The following is an 18,311-nucleotide window of genomic DNA, read 5'->3' as shown; positions in this document are numbered from 1 at the left end:
ATGCTGGGTAATAGGCCGGGGTATGATAGCGATAAAAGCATGGTTTCATCGACCAGTGAGTCGAACGCGTCAGCCCGGCTCCTAGATCAGCACACCAGCGGCATAAATACCCGCTCGGCCGAGCGCCTGGCCATGTCGTCCGGCAAGACGAATTTCCCGATTGTGGCGGTTGGAGCATCAGCCGGTGGCCTCGATGCGATAACCAAGTTAATCGACGCATTGCCAAAATTGCCAGGCATGGCATTCATCCTGATCCAGCATCTCGACCCGAGCCATAAAAGTCTGATGGCTGATTTACTGGCACCGCACACGACGATGCCCGTGATCGAGGCGACCGATGGTGCCGCGATCCAAGTCGACCACATTTATACCATAGCGTCAGGCACCTATCTGTCCGTGTCGGGCGAAGTCCTCAAGGTTTCGGCACCTGACGCACCGCGGGGTTCGCGCAAGCCGTTCGATTTCTTGCTGCACTCCCTTTCGCGCGGTACGGAGCATCCTATTGCAGCGATCGTCCTGTCAGGACTGGATGGAGATGGCAGTGGTGGCGTCGCCAGCGTCAGCGACCGGGGCGGGTTGGTCATCGCCCAGGATCCAGCGGAAGCGGAATATGAAAGTATGCCGTCTAGCGCGATTGATACCGGCCTGGTCGATGCGACATTGCGTATCGATGACATGCCGGAGGCGCTTGCTACGTTTGCAAAGAGCAATGCAGTAACGGCCACCTCCAGTCCGACGAACCCCGGACTAGCCGACATCATCGACATTCTCCGCAGCGATACACCGCACGATTTTCGGCTCTACAAGCCTGGTACGTTACAGCGCCGTGTCGAGCGCCGTATGGGGCTCGCCAAAATCGCGCTCGATGCGATGCCGAAGTACCTCGCCCTCCTGCGCAAGGATGCTGGCGAACGCGATTTGCTCGCTGCTGACTTGCTGATCAACGTGACGACCTTCTTTCGCGACCCCAAAACGTTCGACTTTCTGGCGACCAAGGTGATCCCCGACCTCGTCGAAGACCATGACGGCGAGCGTCCACTTCGGGTTTGGGTCGCCGGGTGCAGTAGCGGGGAAGAGGCCTATTCGCTCGCGATCCTGTTCATGGAGGCAATTGCAGCCGTCAAGCGTCCGATCAAGCTTCAGATGTTTGCGTCCGATGTGGATGCCGATGCTGTCGCGAGGGCGCGCGAGGGCCTTTATCCTGATGCCGTTGCCGTCGACATCGCACCGGAGCGGCTCAAGCGATTCTTCGTGCACGATGAGCAGGGCTATCGCGTCACGGCCGATCTGCGCGATACGATCGTGTTTACGGTGCAGGACGTATTGTCCGACCCGCCGTTTTCGCGGCTCGACCTGATTTCGTGCCGTAACCTGCTGATCTATCTTACACCGCGCGCGCAGGCGAAAGTCATTGCCTTGTTTCATTTCGCGCTGCGCAAGCGCGGCATGCTGTTGCTGGGCAGCGCGGAGACAATCGCAAATGCGGCAGGGCGGTTCGAGGTGATAGCCAAGGCCGAGCGGATTTACCGCCAGATCGGGCAAGGTCGCCTAGGTCTTTCCGATTTCGATGTAAGCGCAGCGGCGGACAAAGCGGCGCAGGGGCGTGTCGCGGCCGACCAACCGCCAAAGCGCGCGTCAAGCTTTGCCGACCTGACGCGCCGGCTCGTGCTGGAGACCCACGCGCCGGCCGCCGTGCTCATCGATCGCGCGGGGAAATGCCTGTATTCGTTGGGACCAACCGATCGCTATCTGCAGGTCGCCTCCGGTTATCCGTCGCACGATTTGCTCGAGATGGCGACGCCCGCGCTACGCGCCAAGTTACGCGCTGCCATCAGCCGGGTGAGTAAAGACAACCGCCGCGTTTTCATCGGGCATAGCCGGATCGGTGCGACCGCCTTCGGGATCGACGTCCAGGCTGTAACCAGCGAAGGCGAGGAGCTTCTGCTCGTCGCCTTCATTGACGATCCTGCCGGCGTGCAGGGTGGAGGTGATACGAAATCGCCGGCGACCAATGCCCGTGTCGGCGATCTCGAACACGAACTTGCCCTCACGCGCGACGAGCTGCGCATAGCGCTGGATGGCCTGGAGACATCAAACCAGGAACAGAAAGCGATCAACGAGGAGGCGCTCTCGGTCAATGAGGAATACCAGTCGACCAATGAAGAACTGCTCACATCAAAGGAAGAACTGCAGTCACTCAACGAAGAGCTGACGGCGCTGAACGGGCAGTTGCAGGAGACGCTGGAACGCCAGCGCTCGACATCCGACGATCTTCAAAACGTTCTGTACAGCACCGACGTTGCAACCCTCTTTCTTGATCCGGATCTGAATATCCGTTTTTTTACTCCAGCTACTCGTGCGGTCTTCAGCGTCATTCCGGGAGACATCGGTCGACCGCTGGCGGATCTGCGAGCGCTGGCCGTCGACCATCAACTCGAAGGCGACGCGAGGAAAGTGCTCGAGGGTGCAGCGGCGATCGAGCATGAGATCGAAGTTCCGGACGGAAGCTGGTTCATGCGTCGTATTCTGCCTTATCGTACCCACGACAGGAAAATCGAGGGTGTAGTCATCACCTTCAACGATATTACCGAGCGCAAGAGTTCGGCCAAAGCGCTGCGAGCAACGAAGCGTGAAGCGGAACTCGCCAATGTTGCCAAATCGCGCTTTCTGGCAGCCGCCAGCCATGACCTGCGCCAACCACTGCAATCTCTTTCGCTCGTGCAGGCACTGCTGGCGCATTCGATCGAAGACCCGAAGGGGGCCAAGCTTGTCGCGCGGCTCGGCCAGACCTTGGATGCGATGGCCGGGATGCTAAACGTGCTGCTCGACATTAATCAGATCGAGGCTGGAGTGGTGCAGCCCGAGCCGACGGATTTCAGGCTCGGTGACCTCTTTGATCGCATGCGCGACGAGTTCACATACCAAGCCCAGGCCCAGCACCTAGAGCTCCGCGTAAGAACATGCGCGCTGCGTGTTCATAGCGACCCGCGTTTGCTCGAGCAGATGATCCGCAACCTTCTTGCCAACGCGATGAAATATACCCGGACCGGTCGGATCGTGCTCGGGTGCCGCAGGGTGGGCAACACGATGCGTGTCGAAGTCTGGGATACCGGGATCGGAATTGCAAAGGACGAGCTGCACGCCATTTTCGACGAGTTCCACCAGGTCGATAACGCAGCGCGCGAACGCAGCAAAGGCCTTGGCCTTGGCCTTTCGATCGTCCAGCGATTGGGCGCATTGCTCGATCACGACATCGGTGTCCGATCGAAGCTCGGCAAAGGCTCGGTGTTTACAATCGAGGTTCCGCTGGCAGCCGATGAGGCTGCAAACATTGCCATCGAGACACCAGACCAAGTGCGGGCTACGACGACTGGCAAAATAATCATCGTTGAGGACGATCCAGACGTTCGCGACCTGCTCGAACAATTGTTGAAAGCGAGTGGGCACCGTGTCCGAAAGGCCGCTAACGGAGCGGCCGCGCTAGCCTTGGTTGCTAAAGGCGCGATCCGGCCGGATCTCATTCTCGTCGATTACAATTTACCAGGAACAATGGACGGCCTCGACGTCATCGAACATATGCGCAAGTTGCTCGACTACACTCTTCCGGGCATTATTTTGACGGGTGACATTTCCAAAGCGACACAGGCGAAGATCGCTAGCAGCGACTGCTTGCTTCTGAGCAAGCCGGTGAAAGCGCAAGAGCTCACCGCAGCCATCGAGACGCTGCTCGGGAGCAGCGATTCACATACCATACTTCCAAACTTTAAGCATGACGCCACGTCGGACGCCGTGATCATCGTGGTCGATGATGATGCAGATGTGCGGATGTCGATCCGAGATGTTCTCGAGGGTGACGGCCATGTGGTCGAGGAGTTTCCGGATGCCGAATCCTATCTCGCCGCCTACAGATCGGACCGCGAGGGATGTCTGCTGCTCGATGCCAGACTACCCGGCATCAGCGGACTCGAATTGCTGAAGCGGCTGCAGGATATGGGCAGTCCAATGCGGACGATCATGCTGACAGGCAGCAATGACCTCACGCTGGCAATTTCGGCAATGAAGGCCGGCGCATGCGATTTTATCGAGAAACCCGTCGGCAAAGACACATTGATGGCGAGCATCAGGAGGGCGCTCTCCGAGTCACATGATGTAACAATAGTGTATGCCTTTGAGGAAGCGGCAGCGCGGCACCTGGCGGGGCTTACCCCGCGCCAGCGCGAGATAATGAGCCTTGTTCTTGCCGGTCATCCGAGCAAAAATATAGCGGTCGACCTGGGCATTAGTCAGCGAACGGTCGAGAACCACCGGGCTTCGATTATGAAGAAGATGGACGCGCGATCACTGCCGGAGCTTGCGCGACTGGCACTCGCTGGTGAAGATAAAAGCTCGACTTTCCGCGTTTAGCTTCACCCGCCCGGGGCGGGTTGCATCACGTATCGGCCTTTCGCCCATACTTATAAGTGAAATTATAAGAAATATTGGCGGAGGTGTTTGAAGTCTTTAAAAACTATTTTGTGAACATATTGAACTCCGTAGGTCGTGGCCTCATCAACTGATGATCTGCGCGAGCTCGTAGATGTTGTGCCCGATGTCATGGTTCTGCTGTTTCGACGCCGAACTACATCCCTACATCCAGCTAGCGTAGTCACTGCGTCAGCGGGCGCCCCAACCGCCCATCCCACTATCATCCCCGGGTATCCCGAACACGACGCTGCCTCTATCCGCCATCGAAGCGTGCCCGCGCGCATACCCGACCGCACCTTCCACCGCTTCGATCGTCGTGACATGGCCGGGATCAACGAGCATCGTGTTGCCGTCAATATTCGTCACGGCGGCAAGCGGCACGAAATGGTGGAGGCCGTCGGCAAACCCTTCGCGTGTCAACTCGACGACGTAGTCTTTTACTTGATCCACGGTACCGACATGAAGACCGTGGGTATCGCGTACCGTCATGCCGTGCTTGATTTCCTGTGCTGTAAACATCGCGATTTCCTTCTGAAGATAGCCAGTCGGCTGATATTTCTCACAAAACTCTTTCGTCCGCGACGCCTGATATTATCAGGCGCGATCGGACGCGGGCTCGGTATGCCGCGGCGCGCGTCGGGCACCGGCGGCCGGTGGCGCTTTGTCACGAGCATCACCGTTGGACTTTGCGTCCGCGGCGGTCTCCAGCAATGTCAAAAATGGCTTCACGATGTCGATTGGCATCGGGAACACGACGGTACTGTTCTGTTCGGCACCGATCTCGGTGAGCGTCTGGAGATAGCGAAGCTGCATTGCGGCGGGTATGCTGGAAAGGATGGTCGCCGCGTTCACCAGCGTCTGAGAGGCTTGGAATTCAGCTTCGGCATGGATGACTTTCGCACGGCGATCGCGCTCTGCCTCAGCTTGTTTGGCGATCGCGCGCACCATGTTGTCGGATAGTTCGACGGTGCGAATTTCGACATTGCTGACTTTGATACCCCACAACTCGGTCTGCGCGTCAAGAATGCTTTGCACGTCGCTACGGCTTTGTTGCAAAACTGATGGCGGGGATTCACGCAGGGAATCGAGCGGTATAGATAGGCGTAATGCCCAAACCTGCCGCACCTGTGTATCGTACGACGAACTGGCCTGAGTATAATGCGGCGCTGAAGCGGCGTGGGTCGCTGGAAATATGGTTTGATCCGGAGATGCACTGGCTTTCGAAGCCGTGTGGTCGCCCTGGTCGCCCGATGCGGTTTTCAGACAGCGCGATAGAGCTGTGCCTGACGCTGAAGACGCTGTTCAACCTGCCTTTGCGGCAAGTGACGGGGTTGGTTTCGAGCCTGATCAAAATGGCGGGGCTGGATTGGTCGGTGCCGGATTATACGACGCTGTGCCGACGGCAGAAGACGTTGAAGGTCAACCTCGGCGGGCGGATCAGCTCGGGCGGACTGCACCTGCTGGTCGACAGCACCGGGATCAAAATGACGGGAGAAGGCGAGTGGAAGACGCGCAAACACGGACCGTCCTACCGTCGCCAGTGGCGCAAGGTGCATCTCGGGATTGATGCTGGGACGCTGGATATCCGGGCCATTGAGGTCACGACGAATGCCATTGGTGACGCACCGACGCTGCCCGTTCTCCTGGCGCAAATTCCCGGAGACGAGCGGATACTCAGCGTCGGCGGAGATGGCGCTTATGATACCAGGGACTGCCATGCCGCTATTGCCGGGCGCGGTGCCGATGCGGTCATCCCGGTCCGCCGCAACGGGCAACCATGGGCAGAAGGCGGTCCCGGCGTCGATGCACGCAATGGAGCGCTACGCGCGACAAAGCGGCTTGGTCGCGCAATCTGGAAAAAGTGGAGCGGCTATCATCGCCGCAGTCTGGTCGAGACCAAAATGCACTGCTTCAAACTCCTGGGCCAGCGCGTTGTCGCCCGCACCTTCGATCGTCAGATTACCGAGCTCAAAGTCCGTGCTGCAATTCTCAATCGGTTCTCCGAAATAGGAACGCCGGTGACCGTCCGCATCCAATAACATCTTCAAGTAAAACGTCGGTCATGCTCTCGCGTAATTATGCAACAAAGCCGTGTGGCAACGGTAATCGTCTGCATGCTGCCGATACGGCGAGCAACGAGGCTGGAATTTTTTGAGTGTGCCCACACGGAGCGCCACATCCACCCCGTCTTCAATCAGATCGATGCGCCGTTGGGCAACTGAAAACTCGACCACAACTTCGGGGAATTGCTCGCAAAAGCTGGGTAGCTGGGGAATGATGAACATCCGACCGAACGCAGGAGGGGTTGCTACACGCACGACGCCGACTGGGCCACGAACGCCCCCCCGCACCCGATTTTCCGTTTCTTCCAAATCACCTAGCAGACGCACCGCCGAGTCATAGAGGTCGAGGCCGGCCGCAGCCGGCCGTAAGCCACGGGATGTTCGATCGACCAATTGTGAGCCAAGATGGGCCTCAAGCGACGCGATCTGTTTGCTGGCTGCGGGCTGCCCAAGACCGAGTTCCATGCCGGCGCGTGTGAAACTGCCGAGTTCCACAACACGGACAAACAGTTGCAATGACGCAAAGCGATCCATATCGATCATTCCATGGCGGAATGATGGTGTGGACCCATCGTCGCAAGGAGGCAACCGCACGCACTTACGACGGCAGACTGGCGCCGTTTTCGATCAACAAACGGACGTTTTCCGAACAGATGCTTTCCGTCCCCTCAGATGCTACAAAACAACGCAATGTCATACAGTTAGACCGGGCGAACGTTCAACAAACGGGTGCCTGTGAGTGGTTCAAAGCGAGTGGTTGCGAGCGATCGGGCAAAGCGGAAAATAGGCCCGAGCGCACCTACCTTAAAAGGCGGCACCGAGGCTGCCACCTACGAGCGTCTGCTTCTATCCGATCCCGCCGTTCGCGCCCGACGACTTTTGTGACCGCTTTGTCCCACGCCTCGCCATTCCTCTCCGTTTGTACCGCTGCTTGGATCCACGCTGAGCCTATATGTAAGAGCGTCAAAATGAATTTACGCGGAGGTCGCTAATGACTAATTTGGCTTCCCAGCGGCAGCGGCGCCACGTCTTCTACCTAGGCTGCTATGCTATTACGCCCAATTACCGTCGCACTGCACCAAGGACGCGCGACGCTGAATTGCTCCTAACCGCCAGCTTGCGCCCATAGCGCAGCGCCGTCGCAGGCGAAGACCAACGTAGCGTGAGCGCAATACCGGCACCGTCCTCGCCGGCTGCGAACAGATCCTGCGTCAGTCCAACCCGCAGCGAGTGTGTCGTAAGCGCGGCGATCGCATCGTACAGCTTCGCACCGGACATCTCGACCAAGCCCGCGTCTGCAGCGGCAAGTGCGATCCGTCGATAGATTCCGCCGACACCTTGCCGGGTGAGGGGGGTCTCGCCGATCGTATAGGTCACCATCGCCTGCACCTCCGGTGATCCGCGCAGCCGCTCTTGCCAATGCTGGGTGTTTCCGGGAATGGAATGATAGGGCTGGGGCGACACCGCGGCGCGTGCCCGGCGCCGATCGATCCCAACACGGCGGAAGAGTGGACCGTCCTCAATCCCGCTCTGCACCAGCCATGCCTGGACCCGGCGCATCGTCTCGGCTGAGAGCCACGCCCAGCTGCCCTGGCCCTCCTGGTCTGTCTTGGACCGCGGAATGGCGAGCAGCCCAGACCCATCGGGCTGCGGTTCGAGATCCTGGACTGCGGCCGCGGTAAGCTCGCTCACCCGAAGGCCGGCATCATAGCCGACGGAGAGCAGCGCCGCATCGCGCAGGCCTTGTGCGTCGCCGCCACAGGCCTCGAGCAGAGCGGTGATCGTAAATCCCTTCACCTCGCCCTGAGCGTCGAGCGCGCCGCCAAACCGCAGCGGCGCCGCCTGGCGCTGGACCGCGCCCTTGCGCCGCCGATTGGCGCGCAGCGCGTTGCGCACCATCGGATGGTCGGTCGGCAGTCCGTCCTTTTCGCCGATCCCGACGAGGCGATGGGCGCTGGCGAGCGTTGCCATGCGGCGCGAAAGTGTCGCCGGCTTCTTCCCCTGTGCCTCGAGGTGGCGGAGGTAGCGGACCAGGTCCTCCGGGTCCGCGGGGAAGGGGGCTCGCCTCTCGTTCGTGCACCAAGCAACGAAGCAGTCAAGGTCCGCGGCGATCGCGGCCTTGGTGGCGTCGGCCATTGCCTCGAGTGCGGTCTCGACCCCGAGGGCGCTCACAGGCGGCATGTCGCCAGGGAGCGCTGCCACGATGACGCGGAGCAACCGGGCGTCGACCGGCTCGGCCGAACCGCGCGTCCGGCGTTGGGGTAGAGCCTCACCGTCGAGGTTTTGAACGACGATCGCTGTCTCGGCCCGTCCGAGACGAGCGTGATCGAGGTCCTCCCGGTGCGAGGTCATGAAGCGAACCTCGGCTCAAACCAGCCGGCGATACGATCGGCGATTTCGTTGCCGATCGAAGAGGCCGCATTGTTCACGGCGAGCAGCCAGATAGCGAACGCCACCAACATTTCGCCATTGTTATTGCCCGGTCCGGCATGGAGCCCGCTGACGGCTGCATTGGCCTGCACCGTCAACGTGACGACGCCAAGCGTCACCACTAGGGCAAGCAAGCCAAGCGCCGCTGAATGGACGTACCGAGCTTGGAAAAGGGCTTTGCCAAAGCCCTTCATGACGAGAGAGCCGAGGTAGATCAGGGCAAGCAGACCATAGAGGCTTATCAGGCCAGCCCGCGTGAGGAACAGCGCTCCGCCAGTCTGGTGACCGAGCTTTTGCGTGATCAAAAGCAGCCACACGGACGGTACTGCGGCAAAAGCGAACATCGCTAGCAGGAAGGCTGCGACCGCCGAGAAGCTCGCTACCGTGCGATTGGGCCGCACTGCAACGCGATCGCGCCGTCGGCGTCTTGCTGTAAACATCACCGTCTCCAACCCCTTCCCTGCTTCTGTTCTTACCATAAGCATCGATTATGGCAAGTACATAAGGAACGGGCAGGGGGGTGCCTAGCAATCGCTCAATCGCTAGCATATTCTTACTGGTGATGGACCTCTCGATCGACCTCACCGGCTATGCCCATGCGCTCGGACGAGCCCAGGCGGCGTGGCGATTCGCCGGCACCGAACTGCGGAAAGCGTCGGCGCTTGCCGCAGTGTCAGCGGCTTGGGACATTTTCCATCGCGACGCCGGCGCTGGTGACGTCGGCCCCGCGCACGAAAACACAGCGGCGCAGCTGTTGCTCACCGATGATCCGCGCCGCCATGCAATGCTGTTATGGCTCGTCGACCACGGCGCCCCACCGATCGCCGAGGCTGCCGCCACCATCGCAGTGATGGTCGCCGCCACACATCGGTTCGGCACAAGACAGCTCGACCTGCTCGCGCGTGCGCGCGACGCGCTCGTCGACGCCGGATCGGCGCGCGAAGTCGCGGTGATCGACGATCCGGACGACGAGGATCTGCCTGCCCAATCCCTTGCCACACTCGCGGTCGCGATCGAGGGTCTACGCGGCGATGCTGATTTTGTGGAGGGCCAAGGTAGTGAGGTTCGCCATGCGCTCCCAAACGGCACGCTGAGCCACTACGTCGCCGCCGAGCCGGGCGGCGGCTGGGCGCACAATCTTGCCTTGCTGACCGCCCGCGTTCAGCCGTCCCTCACCCTGCCGTCGGCCGGCCTTGTATCGCGCGCGCTGTTTCGTAACGATCTCGAAGCAGACAAGATCGAGGTGCGTTTGATCGAGCGCGCGAGTGCGGCGCACAAGCGGACATTCATGACGCTCCGCCGATTGGACGGACAACTATCGCGGGGTACCGGCGCGCTTGTCCATTTGTCACGCAATTCCCGGGCACGCGACGCGTGGCTGCTGGTCGCCGCGCTCGGCGCTTGCATGCGGACCCAGCTACGCCGCACGCTTGGCGTGTCTCGGGCTGGCGCGGATATTCAAGCGCATGCGCTCTAGGCCCGCTTGCCGACGCGGTATCAGATCTGGACGCTAGCATGGCCGAGATCGACCGGCTGCTGGCCCGCGCCGCTACCTGAAATCGTTTGCGGCGAGCGGCTGGCTCGGCGAGGTGGCGTTTCGATCGACGCGACAATAGCCAACGCCAATCCGTCGCGGCGCACTTGCCCGCTTCGCCAGTGCGCGCTCTATAAATCGCGATGCCGCCGCCTCACTTTCAAAGGAAACAGTCAAACCTGCAAGGCGTCTACCAATGCGTCCCCAGCGCAGGGCAACAATGACATGGCCAAACACATCCCGCGTTGCGTCGATCTGGTAGGCCCGCGCGATATTACGGCGTTCGTCCATCGCTTCTAGCTCGCACCGGTGGTCGATCAGCTGAGTGGGATAATTGAACATGATGGGAACATGGCGAGTGAGGGCGGTTCTCGTCCAACCGGAAATTTGAATCAGTCTGGGGCAGGTGATTCACGCAGTCGATTTCCGATGCGGTCTCGACACCTGCGTCGCCCGCTATAGCTCTAGCCGGAACGGAGTAGCTTTTCGCGCGCGTTGACCGACGCTGTGAGCGCATGGCCCTCAGCTGCCTTCGCCATCTCGTCCCAGCGCATCGCAGACCGCTCACGTTGCTTGCGGCGTTGGGGCAAAAGCTCCTTAAGGGCGGCCGCCCGTTCGGCGTCGGCCAGTCGTCGGAACCCTTGAGCATTGTTCTTCGGTGGCGGGTCGCGGTCCAACGCGTTGTTTTGGTCCGAATGCCAGCCGCCCATCTGTCCCATTCCTCTTCCAATCGCAGCCCTTTGCAGCAGCCTGCAGGTAACTAATCGACGGGTGCCTGATCGAACAGTGCAATCAGTTGATTGTGCATCATTGAGGCACCGAAACAAATCTCCTGCATTACGCGGGGCGGTCGGCAAGCTCCCCTTCCAGGTTCAGGATTGCGGCTTCAAGCGCCTGACTTTGGAAGCCTTCCAGATCCTTACGCGCGCGCCGGGCCTCTTGAAGCAGCTCCGTCCAGTAGCTTAGCGTGTCCTTGTACACAGGATGGCCACGCAGGCGCCGGGCGCTCACGACCGCATTCTGAACGTTTTCGAGGATCGATCCGGATAAATTCATTTGGCGCAGTTAGGTTTTGCGCCCGCAAAAGGAAAGAAGTCTTCGCTTGAGTGGAACGGCAAATTTGGCTGCCTCTGCTCCTTCAACGCCTGAAATTCAGCGCGCCGAACGCTCGACTGCGTGACGCGGGGATCCTCATCTCATGTGAATGGGCGTCCAACGCGGGACCCCGGTAAATTGTTGCCAAGCTATTGATCGTGCATCCAATCTTTACATAGGCCGGGGTCGCGATCGGCCCCGATCGCGACCCCTTTCGCAGTCTGTATTTTCCAAAGGACTGTAAATAGTTGCCTTGCGTAGAGCGGGGGTTCTCGCGTTGGGCGCCGATCCACAAGGCGTGGGCGAAAAACGACCTGACGTAAATCCGGACAAGCGGGCAGCGGCTGCGCTACCGCCCCAAGGCCGAGTTTGCGTAGCGAGCGAGAAGGTCTGCGGCGTCATCGTAAAGCGCGATCGCGCCCGCTCCAATCAGCACCGCGTCGTCGAACCCGCCCGAACGAAGGGCGATGGCGCGGATGCCGCACTTCGCCGCTGCTTCGACGTCGTAGGGTGTGTCGCCGACGACGATCACCTGATCCGCACTCAGTGGAGCGACATTGTCCAGGGCAACTCCGAAGATGTCCCCTGCAGGCTTGGACGTCTCGACGTCGTCGATGCTTGTCGTCGCGTCGACCACCCGACCGATCTTCATCAGCGATATGTAGTGCGCCACCTCTTTCTTGTCGGCCGAAGAGGCGAGCACCACCTTCTGACCAAGCCCGTGCACGTGACGGAGCAGGCGATCGGCATCGGCGAATGGCTCGACCCCGTCGATATATGTCGACTTGAAGATTTCGCCTTGGCGGTCGCTGAGTGTCTCGATGGTATCGTCCGTCGCCTCGGGGAGAAGAGCGGGCACCAGCAGGTCGCCGCCCTTGCCGATCTGTTCCCGGATTGCTGCTGGCTCGACAGCGTATCCGTATTCGCGGAAAGCCTCGTCCCACGCGGCGACATGCAGATCATTACTGTCGACAAGCGTCCCGTCGATGTCGAAAAATACAGCTTTGACCGCAGGCGCGGGCTTGGCGGACCGTTCGCGGAGGAACCAGGTCACCGCGGCGGTCGCGCCGAGCAGCGCGACTCCTTGCGCTCCCCTGCCCCGCCGCAGCAGTGACAGACTTAACGTCGCCGCCGCCGACGGCGCCCAGCCGATCTTCGGAAGTCCCGCGATCCTGGCAGCCCGCGCCGCGACGCGGCTCTTGGCGAACTCTCCCATGTCTTCCCTCAGATCGACTGATAGCGGGGCAGTTCCAACGGCGGGTTTCGCCTCGGCGCTCTTTGGAGCGTCGTCGTCGGCGACATGGTCGGCGACCCAGGCCCCACGCCCACCGAGCGGCGCGGGCGACTTCGTGGTGTCGCGCGCCGTCTGGTGCTCGAGCTCTGAATTCAGTTCCGCACCAAACAGCAGGATGTAGCTCGACAGGTATAGCCAGGTGAGCGTCACCACCACGGTGCCCAGCGAGCCGTAGGTCGCGTTGTAATTGCCGAACTCTGCAACGTAGATGCCGAAGCCGATCGTCAGGAGCAGCCACATGAGCGCGGCGAACAAGGATCCCGGCGTCAGCCACACCCAGCGCGCCCGCTCACGCGATGGACCATAGCGATAGAGCGTCGCCGCCGCTCCGGCACCCGCGAGCGTCATCACCAGATAGGCAAGGATCTTGCCCGCGACGATCACGATATCCGGCGCGTTTGGGATCAAGGTCTGGAAGTGGCCGAGCGCGGCGATCGCAACGAGAGCGATCATCGCGACGAGCACGGCAACCGCCGTCATGCCGATCGCAAGGAGATTGACCTTCAGAAATCCCCGCTTCTCTTCCTCTTCATAGGCAACGTTGAGTGCGGTGATGACCGCCCCGGCCCCGTTGCGCGCCCCGAACACCGCCAGACCGAGCGCCAGCAGCAACCCGAGCCCCTTCTTCCCATCGGATGTCTTGACCACGTTCATCAGCTGGTCGCCGACGAGCTTGGCGACATCGCTCGGCATGACCGATGTGAGCTGCGTCATGTTGCGCATCACGGTCGCAGGGTTCGCCGCCAGCCCGTACACCAGCACGATGGCTCCGAGCAGCGGCACCAGCGCCAGGAAAGCGTAGAACGCGACACCCGCGGCGATCAGACCAATGTTGTCGGTGCTGGTCTCCGCCCACGTGCGCTTCGCGATCGCGATCCACGCCTTGAGCGGCATCTGCCACGGGCTGTCCGCTCCATGTCCTTGATCGTCCACGCTGCCATCCATTTGTTCTTCCGGCGCTAAGCGCGGGACGTCGCTTGAACAGACCTGAGATAGGACCGTTCCAGTCCGAAGCGCATCCCAGACAATTAAGCGCAGGGATGAGAGTATCCTGAGAGCTTCGTGGACCTACCGCGGCTATTTGCCTCGACACGCAATGCGGGCGAGCAACGATCCATTCGCCGGCGGGATCACCCGGGGTGCCTGAGAGGGCCCATCGGAGGGGGGATGCACCCGTCGTTGCCGACATTAGCGTTCATTGCCGGCAACTTAATCGGCCTCGAGCGTTTCCGACACGGACTACGCATCCGAACAGGAGAGAGAGAATGGCCGACAATGACGGCAAGCGCACCGATGGTGCGCCGCCAACGCACGTCCACATCGAGAAGAAGAAGACCAACTGGCTGGCCTGGCTGCTGCTCGCGCTCGGCGTCCTGGCCGCACTGCTGGCGCTGAGCCGCTGCAACCACCGTGAGGCGACGGAGACCACGACCACCACGACCACCAGCAACACCGTCGTGGCGGAAACGCCGAACGCGCAGAAGTCGGCCATGCTCGCTGGAACCTCGGGGCTCGGCGCCTTCCTCGCCGGCTCGCAACCGACCCCGCAGACGTTCACGTTCGAGAAGCTGAACTTCGAGACCGCCAAGAGTGACATCCGTCCCTCGGATCAGGCCGACGTGAACGACGTTGCGGCCGTCCTGCAGAAATATCCGAACACTAACATCCGCATCGCGGGCTATGCCGACACGCGTGGTTCCGAAGCCGCGAACGTCGCGCTCGGCAAGGCCCGTGCCGACAGCGTGAAGGCTGCACTCGTCGCCAAGGGCGTGGACGGCAGCCGCATCGAGACGGCGACCGGCGGCGACAAGGATCCGGTCGACACGAACGGCACCGCATCGGGCCGCGCCGAGAACCGCCGCACCGAGCTCGTCGTCACCAAGCGCTAATCCTAAATTACAGAGGAAAACATCATGTCACGCACCATCACCGCACTGTTCGATACCAAGGCCGATGCCGACGCGGGCGCGGAGCGCCTGCGCCAGGCCGGCATCGACGTCGGCCACGTCAGCGTTCACGACCAGGACACACATAAGACCGCCGGCGCCTATTCCACGAGCAAGGACAAGGGTCTCTGGGCTTCGATAAAGAATGTCTTCGTGCCGCACGAGGATCGCCACACCTACGAGGAAGGCATTCGCCGCGGCGGATACCTGCTGACAGCCGACGTCGATGACGACAAGACGCCGGCCGCGGTCAAGGCGCTGGAGGAGGCGAACACGGTCGATCTCGACGCCCCGCTCGCAGGAATGGCGTTCCGACGGCTGGGACTATGCCGCACCGACGGAGGATGTCGCCGAATTCGACGACGGCTCGATCTACGGTCTGCGCGAACTTGATCGCGGGGGCCAACGCTTTCGGTCGTACTCGGCAGGTGGGCGGACGAACGATCGCGACGTCTGATCGGCGTTAGCTCTCAAATGGGCGGCGGGAATATTCGTCCGCCGCCCATCGCTTTTGAAAACTACATCGAGCTGATGCCTCGCGTCGGCTAATCCATCGGGAGACGACACATGCACGGACTGGACGAGATCCTCGGATCGAGTGGCATGGATATAAGCAGCCTGGCCGCTCGGTTCGGCCTTAGCCCGGAGCAGGCGAAATCGGCGATGGGCTCGCTGGTGCCAGCGGTGGCCGGCGGCTTCCAGCAACGCGCGCAGGCGGACACGCTGGGTCCAGTCGAGGACACGGCCAACGGCATCGACCAGCCAGACACCGCCAGCGGCAACGACGTTCTCGGACATATCTTCGGCAGCAAGGACGTGAGCAGGCAAGTGGCAGACCACGCGGCGGGCCAGTCCGGCGTGTCGAGCACGGTGCTCAAGGCGATGCTCCCGATCGTCGCCGCGATGGTCGCAAAGCACCTCGCCGCGCAATCGGGGGGCGGCGGAATTGCTGGCGTGCTTGGCTCCCTGCTCGGTGGCGGTGGGGGCGCCGGTAGTTCGGCAGGCGGTCTCGGTGGACTGTTCGGCGGAGACAACCCGTTATCCTCGATCCTCGACGGCGTCCGATGACTTGAGCGGTCGCCCAGCGCCCCCTCCGCATCGGCAGCGGGCGTGCGGGGTAGACCATGCCGACAGCCGCTGGTGCGGAACTCTACGGCCGATGATGCTTTGAGAGATAAACCTGACGGGGAAACAGCGACATGGCGGACGACAAGGGTAATAGCGGCGCGCGGGACCGGGCAACTGTGTCGGGCGACGAGACCTACGAGGTCGACTACTTCGCGAAGAAGCACGATCTTAGTCGCGAGGAAGCGCAAGGTCTGATCGACCGGGTCGGGAACAGCCGTGAAGCGCTTGAAGCCGCGGTCGTAGCTGGGAAGAAGGCTGCGCCTGCAAAGAAAAGACGATCTCCGAAGGTAGCGAGCGGCGCAGCAGGTTCGACACCCGCCAAGCGCAAGGCAGCCACCACCTCGACAAAGGGCACCTCCGCGAAAGGCCCGTCCGCTTTGGTCGCCAGGACCGTGGCCGATGTCGAAGCCCAGGTTACCGCAGCCGTTGGCGCCGCGACCAGACCCGTAGCAGAGGCGGCGGGATCTGTCGTGAAAACCGTGGCAGCGGCCCCGTGCAAAGTCGCCAAGGCGGCCGCCCGCGGGACAACGGCGGTCCGGACGACGGCCGCGGCTGCACCGAAGGCGGCAACAAAGCGCGCCAGCGCCGTGGTCGTCGGTGCCAAGTCGGCCGCCACCGGACGGACCGCATCGCTCGTCGGGGCGGTCGCGGCCGGACTCGTGACAGGGCTCGCCGTGAACCTGGGTCGCAAGATGATGGTGCAGGCGCCAAGCGCGCTCGCTGGCGACTGGCTCGATGCGATCAAGGTCGAGCACAAGCTCGCGCTGGCGTTGTTCGACAAGCTGCAGGCCACCGGTGCCGACGACACCGGGAAGCGTACCGTCCTGCTTGCTCAACTCAAGCACGCGCTCGGCAAGCACGCCTTCACCGAGGAAAACGTGGTCTATCCGGCGCTGCGCGTCTGGGGCGACACGGTCGATGCGGACAAGCTCAACCACGACCACGGCTACGTGAAGCAGAACCTCTACGACTTGGAGGAGATGGACAACGCCTCGCCCGCCTTCCTCGCGAAGGTCGCAACGTTCCGTGAGGAACTCGAGGAGCACATCCGGGAGGAGGAGGACACGATCTTCCCGCCGCTGCACGCGGCCCTTGGTGAGGCCGGCAACGCCAAGGTCACGGCACAGGCGAACAAGGAGGGGTTCAAACTCGCTTGAGGTCCACAGAAAGGGCGGGACGCCCGGCCTCCCACGGGCTCGAACGGCTTGTGGAGTCTCTCAGATCACAGCGATATGTCTGAACTTGTCAGCGTCCCGGCATGTGGATCGGCGCACCAACTTTGGACCCCGGTAAACTATTGCCAAGCTATCAATCGTGCATCGAATCGGCTTTGTTGCAAAACTGATGGCGGGGATTCACGCAGGGAATCGAGCGGTATAGATAGGCGTAATGCCCAAACCTGCCGCACCTGTGTATCGTACGACGAACTGGCCTGAGTATAATGCGGCGCTGAAGCGGCGTGGGTCGCTGGAAATATGGTTTGATCCGGAGATGCACTGGCTTTCGAAGCCGTGTGGTCGCCCTGGTCGCCCGATGCGGTTTTCAGACAGCGCGATAGAGCTGTGCCTGACGCTGAAGACGCTGTTCAACCTGCCTTTGCGGCAAGTGACGGGGTTGGTTTCGAGCCTGATCAAAATGGCGGGGCTGGATTGGTCGGTGCCGGATTATACGACGCTGTGCCGACGGCAGAAGACGTTGAAGGTCAACCTCGGCGGGCGGATCAGCTCGGGCGGACTGCACCTGCTGGTCGACAGCACCGGGATCAAAATGACGGGAGAAGGCGAGTGGAAGACGCGCAAACACGGACCGTCCTACCGTCGCCAGTGGCGCAAGGTGCATCTCGGGATTGATGCTGGGACGCTGGATATCCGGGCCATTGAGGTCACGACGAATGCCATTGGTGACGCACCGACGCTGCCCGTTCTCCTGGCGCAAATTCCCGGAGACGAGCGGATACTCAGCGTCGGCGGAGATGGCGCTTATGATACCAGGGACTGCCATGCCGCTATTGCCGGGCGCGGTGCCGATGCGGTCATCCCGGTCCGCCGCAACGGGCAACCATGGGCAGAAGGCGGTCCCGGCGTCGATGCACGCAATGGAGCGCTACGCGCGACAAAGCGGCTTGGTCGCGCAATCTGGAAAAAGTGGAGCGGCTATCATCGCCGCAGTCTGGTCGAGACCAAAATGCACTGCTTCAAACTCCTGGGCCAGCGCGTTGTCGCCCGCACCTTCGATCGTCAGATTACCGAGCTCAAAGTCCGTGCTGCAATTCTCAATCGGTTCTCCGAAATAGGAACGCCGGTGACCGTCCGCATCCAATAACATCTTCAAGTAAAACGTCGGTCATGCTCTCGCGT

General features: G+C 61.4%; 17 protein-coding genes. 8 read left to right on the top strand and 9 right to left on the bottom strand.

Features of this window, described 5'->3' with window-relative positions; translation table 11 throughout:
- Positions 1-39 precede the first annotated feature (39 nt).
- On the top strand, positions 40-4,404 hold the full coding sequence (locus ACVWYO_RS23370; RefSeq protein ID WP_457355303.1) for a CheR family methyltransferase: 4,365 nt from the start codon (positions 40-42) through the stop codon (positions 4,402-4,404).
- 249 nt (positions 4,405-4,653) lie between these two features.
- Here the strand turns inward: ACVWYO_RS23370 and ACVWYO_RS23365 are convergent, their stop codons facing one another.
- Both ACVWYO_RS23365 and ACVWYO_RS23360 read right to left on the bottom strand, forming a co-directional pair.
- A complete protein-coding gene (locus ACVWYO_RS23365; protein WP_457354799.1) occupies positions 4,654-4,983 on the bottom strand; it encodes a DUF2171 domain-containing protein in 330 nt (109 codons plus the stop codon).
- 75 nt (positions 4,984-5,058) lie between these two features.
- Positions 5,059-5,499, bottom strand: a complete 441-nt coding sequence (locus ACVWYO_RS23360) for an SPFH domain-containing protein (protein ID WP_457355301.1) — start codon at positions 5,497-5,499, stop codon at positions 5,059-5,061.
- A gap of 71 nt (positions 5,500-5,570) precedes the next feature.
- On the opposite strand from ACVWYO_RS23360, the gene ACVWYO_RS23355 reads away from it, so the two are divergent.
- Positions 5,571-6,503 (top strand): IS5 family transposase, encoded by a 933-nt coding sequence (locus ACVWYO_RS23355; protein ID WP_457348219.1) that lies wholly within the window; start codon positions 5,571-5,573, stop codon positions 6,501-6,503.
- A 21-nt stretch (positions 6,504-6,524) separates the two neighbouring features.
- On the opposite strand, the gene ACVWYO_RS23350 is transcribed toward ACVWYO_RS23355, so the two are convergent.
- From ACVWYO_RS23350 to ACVWYO_RS23340, 3 genes are all read right to left on the bottom strand, one after another.
- Positions 6,525-7,070 (bottom strand): LysR family transcriptional regulator, encoded by a 546-nt coding sequence (locus ACVWYO_RS23350; RefSeq protein ID WP_457355299.1) that lies wholly within the window; start codon positions 7,068-7,070, stop codon positions 6,525-6,527.
- Between the two features lie 519 nt (positions 7,071-7,589).
- Entirely contained in the window at positions 7,590-8,879 is a 1,290-nt protein-coding gene (locus tag ACVWYO_RS23345; protein WP_457355297.1) for a tyrosine-type recombinase/integrase, read from the bottom strand.
- On the bottom strand, positions 8,876-9,436 hold the full coding sequence (locus ACVWYO_RS23340) for a hypothetical protein (RefSeq protein ID WP_457355295.1): 561 nt from the start codon (positions 9,434-9,436) through the stop codon (positions 8,876-8,878). The genes ACVWYO_RS23345 and ACVWYO_RS23340 overlap by 4 nt, the downstream gene beginning before the upstream one ends.
- 83 nt (positions 9,437-9,519) lie before the next feature.
- On the opposite strand from ACVWYO_RS23340, the gene ACVWYO_RS23335 reads away from it, so the two are divergent.
- A complete protein-coding gene (locus tag ACVWYO_RS23335; RefSeq protein WP_457355580.1) occupies positions 9,520-10,434 on the top strand; it encodes a hypothetical protein in 915 nt (304 codons plus the stop codon).
- 72 nt (positions 10,435-10,506) lie between these two features.
- On the opposite strand, the gene ACVWYO_RS23330 is transcribed toward ACVWYO_RS23335, so the two are convergent.
- The 4 genes from ACVWYO_RS23330 to ACVWYO_RS23315 form a co-directional block, all read right to left on the bottom strand.
- On the bottom strand, positions 10,507-10,833 hold the full coding sequence (locus ACVWYO_RS23330) for a WGR domain-containing protein (protein WP_457355293.1): 327 nt from the start codon (positions 10,831-10,833) through the stop codon (positions 10,507-10,509).
- Between the two features lie 122 nt (positions 10,834-10,955).
- Positions 10,956-11,201 carry a hypothetical protein gene (locus ACVWYO_RS23325; protein ID WP_457355291.1) on the bottom strand — a complete coding sequence of 82 codons (246 nt, stop codon included), beginning with the start codon at positions 11,199-11,201 and terminating at the stop codon, positions 10,956-10,958.
- A 127-nt stretch (positions 11,202-11,328) separates the two neighbouring features.
- Positions 11,329-11,547 carry a hypothetical protein gene (locus tag ACVWYO_RS23320; RefSeq protein ID WP_457355289.1) on the bottom strand — a complete coding sequence of 73 codons (219 nt, stop codon included), beginning with the start codon at positions 11,545-11,547 and terminating at the stop codon, positions 11,329-11,331.
- 388 nt (positions 11,548-11,935) lie between these two features.
- Positions 11,936-13,813: a YhjD/YihY/BrkB family envelope integrity protein gene (locus ACVWYO_RS23315; protein WP_457355287.1), complete on the bottom strand. Its 1,878-nt coding sequence runs from the start codon at positions 13,811-13,813 to the stop codon at positions 11,936-11,938.
- 332 nt (positions 13,814-14,145) lie between these two features.
- Here ACVWYO_RS23315 and ACVWYO_RS23310 point away from each other — a divergent pair, with 332 nt between their 5' ends.
- From ACVWYO_RS23310 to ACVWYO_RS23290, 5 genes are all read left to right on the top strand, one after another.
- On the top strand, positions 14,146-14,769 hold the full coding sequence (locus ACVWYO_RS23310) for an OmpA family protein (protein WP_457355285.1): 624 nt from the start codon (positions 14,146-14,148) through the stop codon (positions 14,767-14,769).
- Positions 14,770-14,793: 24 nt separating this feature from the next.
- Positions 14,794-15,219 (top strand): hypothetical protein, encoded by a 426-nt coding sequence (locus tag ACVWYO_RS23305; protein ID WP_457355283.1) that lies wholly within the window; start codon positions 14,794-14,796, stop codon positions 15,217-15,219.
- Between the two features lie 174 nt (positions 15,220-15,393).
- Entirely contained in the window at positions 15,394-15,894 is a 501-nt protein-coding gene (locus tag ACVWYO_RS23300) for a DUF937 domain-containing protein (protein ID WP_457355282.1), read from the top strand.
- Between the two features lie 131 nt (positions 15,895-16,025).
- Entirely contained in the window at positions 16,026-17,111 is a 1,086-nt protein-coding gene (locus ACVWYO_RS23295; protein WP_457355280.1) for a hemerythrin domain-containing protein, read from the top strand.
- A 232-nt stretch (positions 17,112-17,343) separates the two neighbouring features.
- Entirely contained in the window at positions 17,344-18,276 is a 933-nt protein-coding gene (locus tag ACVWYO_RS23290) for an IS5 family transposase (protein WP_457348219.1), read from the top strand.
- Positions 18,277-18,311: the final 35 nt, after the last annotated feature.

The organism is Sphingomonas sp. UYP23 (genome assembly GCF_054059235.1).
This window is presented reverse-complemented; position numbering and strand designations above follow the sequence as displayed.

What these genes read in the sequence shown, in the direction of transcription:
- ACVWYO_RS23370 (WP_457355303.1), top strand. Translation starts at nt 40, where the DNA reads ATGGTTTCATCGACCAGTGAGTCGAACGCGTCAGCCCGGCTCCTAGAT.
- ACVWYO_RS23365 (WP_457354799.1), bottom strand. Translation starts at nt 4,983, where the DNA reads ATGTTTACAGCACAGGAAATCAAGCACGGCATGACGGTACGCGATACC.
- ACVWYO_RS23355 (WP_457348219.1), top strand. Translation starts at nt 5,571, where the DNA reads ATGCCCAAACCTGCCGCACCTGTGTATCGTACGACGAACTGGCCTGAG.
- ACVWYO_RS23350 (WP_457355299.1), bottom strand. Translation starts at nt 7,070, where the DNA reads ATGATCGATATGGATCGCTTTGCGTCATTGCAACTGTTTGTCCGTGTT.
- ACVWYO_RS23345 (WP_457355297.1), bottom strand. Translation starts at nt 8,879, where the DNA reads ATGACCTCGCACCGGGAGGACCTCGATCACGCTCGTCTCGGACGGGCC.
- ACVWYO_RS23340 (WP_457355295.1), bottom strand. Translation starts at nt 9,436, where the DNA reads ATGGTAAGAACAGAAGCAGGGAAGGGGTTGGAGACGGTGATGTTTACA.
- ACVWYO_RS23335 (WP_457355580.1), top strand. Translation starts at nt 9,520, where the DNA reads ATGGACCTCTCGATCGACCTCACCGGCTATGCCCATGCGCTCGGACGA.
- ACVWYO_RS23330 (WP_457355293.1), bottom strand. Translation starts at nt 10,833, where the DNA reads ATGTTCAATTATCCCACTCAGCTGATCGACCACCGGTGCGAGCTAGAA.
- ACVWYO_RS23325 (WP_457355291.1), bottom strand. Translation starts at nt 11,201, where the DNA reads ATGGGCGGCTGGCATTCGGACCAAAACAACGCGTTGGACCGCGACCCG.
- ACVWYO_RS23320 (WP_457355289.1), bottom strand. Translation starts at nt 11,547, where the DNA reads ATGAATTTATCCGGATCGATCCTCGAAAACGTTCAGAATGCGGTCGTG.
- ACVWYO_RS23310 (WP_457355285.1), top strand. Translation starts at nt 14,146, where the DNA reads ATGGCCGACAATGACGGCAAGCGCACCGATGGTGCGCCGCCAACGCAC.
- ACVWYO_RS23305 (WP_457355283.1), top strand. Translation starts at nt 14,794, where the DNA reads ATGTCACGCACCATCACCGCACTGTTCGATACCAAGGCCGATGCCGAC.
- ACVWYO_RS23300 (WP_457355282.1), top strand. Translation starts at nt 15,394, where the DNA reads ATGCACGGACTGGACGAGATCCTCGGATCGAGTGGCATGGATATAAGC.
- ACVWYO_RS23295 (WP_457355280.1), top strand. Translation starts at nt 16,026, where the DNA reads ATGGCGGACGACAAGGGTAATAGCGGCGCGCGGGACCGGGCAACTGTG.
- ACVWYO_RS23290 (WP_457348219.1), top strand. Translation starts at nt 17,344, where the DNA reads ATGCCCAAACCTGCCGCACCTGTGTATCGTACGACGAACTGGCCTGAG.